The organism is Thermomonas sp. (assembly GCF_025993755.1).
Lineage (GTDB): Bacteria > Pseudomonadota > Gammaproteobacteria > Xanthomonadales > Xanthomonadaceae > Thermomonas.
The window spans coordinates 1-1,592 of the sequence record NZ_JAMQHN010000172.1 but is presented as its reverse complement, the minus strand read 5'-3'; the positions used below and the strand labels follow the sequence as shown (position 1 = coordinate 1,592).

General features: G+C 66.1%; 1 protein-coding gene. It reads left to right on the top strand.

The window, feature by feature from the left end:
* Nucleotides 1–233: 233 nt before the first annotated feature.
* Nucleotides 234–1,592 (top strand): signal recognition particle protein (ffh, locus tag Q0X16_RS12625; protein WP_297835039.1); only part of this gene is annotated, 1,359 nt, incomplete at its 3' end.

Here is a 1,592-nt window from a genome sequence, read left to right as displayed (position 1 = left end):
TCGGGCCAGCCAGCCGTTGCGCGTCATCCGGAATGGTTCCTTTGTCGTATTCATCCAAGTCCAGCCAGAGCCCGACCCGCCCCGGATGTCCGAGGCCCGCCGCCGTCCAAGGATGGCCGACCACGAATCGATCGCGCAAGCGATGGATTTCGGCCGCCACTGGCGATATGCGGTGGGTCGTGCGCCTGCACCTTATATAATCCGGAAATCCCGTCACAAACCGGCCATTTCGCGTGTTCGAATCCCTCACCCAGCGCCTGTCCGGCACCGTCGACCGTTTGCGCGGACGCGGCCGTCTGACCGAATCCAACATCAGCGAAGCCGTGCGCGAGGTGCGCATCGCCCTGCTCGAAGCCGACGTGGCGCTGCCGGTGGTGCAGGCGCTGGTGCAGCGCATCAAGGTGCGCGCGGTGGGGCAGGAGGTGATGCGTTCGCTCACGCCCGGGCAGGTGCTGGTGCGCATCGTTCGCGACGAGCTGGCGGCGGTGATGGGTTCGCAGGCGACCGATCTCAACCTCAACGTGCCGGCGCCGGCGGTGATCCTGATGGCCGGCCTGCAGGGCGCGGGCAAGACCACCACCGTCGCCAAGCTGGCCAGGCATCTGAAGGACAAACGCAAGAAGAAGGTGATGGTGGTGTCCGCCGACGTCTATCGTCCCGCCGCCATCGAACAGTTGCAGACGCTGGCGGGGCAGGTGGGCGCGACCTTCTTCCCGTCCGACGCGTCGCAGAAGCCCGAGGCCATCGTCAAGGCGGCCATCGAGGACGCGAAGAAGGCCTATGCCGACGTGCTGATCGTCGATACCGCCGGCCGCACCTCGATCGACGACGCCATGATGGCCGAGATCAAGGCACTGCACGCGGCCGTGCATCCGGTGGAAACCCTGTTCGTGGTCGATTCGATGACCGGCCAGGACGCCGCCGTCACCGCCAAACACTTCGGCGAAGCGCTGCCGCTGACCGGCGTGGTGCTGACCAAGACCGACGGCGACGCCCGCGGCGGCGCGGCGCTGTCCGTGCGCTACATCACCGGCAAGCCGATCAAGTTCATTGGCGTGGGCGAGAAGCCCGATGGTCTCGACGTGTTCCATCCCGAGCGCGCCGCCGGCCGCATCCTCGACATGGGCGACGTGCTCTCGCTGGTGGAGCAGGTCGAGCGCGACGTCGATCAGGAGAAGGCCGCCAAGCTCGCCGAGAAGGTCGCCAAGGGCAAGAAGTTCAACCTCAACGACATGCGCGACCAGCTCGAGCAGATGCAGAACATGGGCGGCATCCACGCCCTGATGGACAAGCTGCCGGGCATGGGCCAGATGCCGGACAACCTCAAGAACCAGGTCACCGGCAAGGAAGTGCCGCGCATGATCGCCATCATCAACTCGATGACCCTGAAGGAGCGCCGCAATCCGGGCCTGCTCAACGGCTCGCGCCGCGCGCGCGTGGCCAGGGGTTCGGGTACCAGCCCGGCGCAGGTCAATCAGCTGCTCAAGCAGTACCAGAACATGGAAAAGATGATGTCCAAGCTTTCCATGGGCGGCATCAAGGGCATGATGCGCGGCATGAAGGGCCTGATGGGCGGGCGCGGCGGCTTCCCG